General features: G+C 45.6%; 1 pseudogene. It reads right to left on the bottom strand.

Annotated elements, in window-relative coordinates:
* Positions 1 to 579: pseudogene (locus R7Z77_RS27180) on the bottom strand (hypothetical protein); the annotation flags it as partial.

Here is a 579-nt window from a genome sequence, read left to right as displayed (position 1 = left end):
GGGATAAATCCAAAGAACCCGGTACAGTTTTCACCAGTTTCTTCGCCATACAGGTCAGTACCTTCACAAGCGGCTTCTACGCTCGCTGCTGTGGATACCCAAGCTTTGTAAACCCCACCGGAGTTAGGTGTGTTGGCAAATGGAAATAGCTGTATGGTTTCTCCATCAGGCAGAGAAGTAGGGTCGACATCTAAATACTCACTTCCCAATTGATGTCGACATTCTATGTCTATCGATTGGGTGACCATTTTGCCGCGAACTTTAACTTCTTGAGTGATGGTGACGACGTCATTCATATATGTCACACCACCTTCACCGTCGAAATAGAAAAGACGACAGGCTAATGGTTCTGCGTAAAACTCTTCGGCGTTTCTAGCGTTCTTGCCTTTGATTTTTACATCTTGATAGCAGGTACCACCGTTGGTGTCTGCGCTATCTAAAGTACTTGATAACAAACATTTACCTGATGGATCGGTAACTTGAAAATAATACAAACCAGCAGGCAGTGCTGCGGCTGTTCTTGGGGCGTTAGGCCCTGGGCCTCCATCTAAAAATACTTCTTGTTTAGACTCGTAGCGG

Source organism: Vibrio sp. 1401 (genome assembly GCF_033340295.1).
Note: the sequence above shows the minus strand (reverse complement) of the source record. Positions and strands in the feature narration are given on the sequence as shown.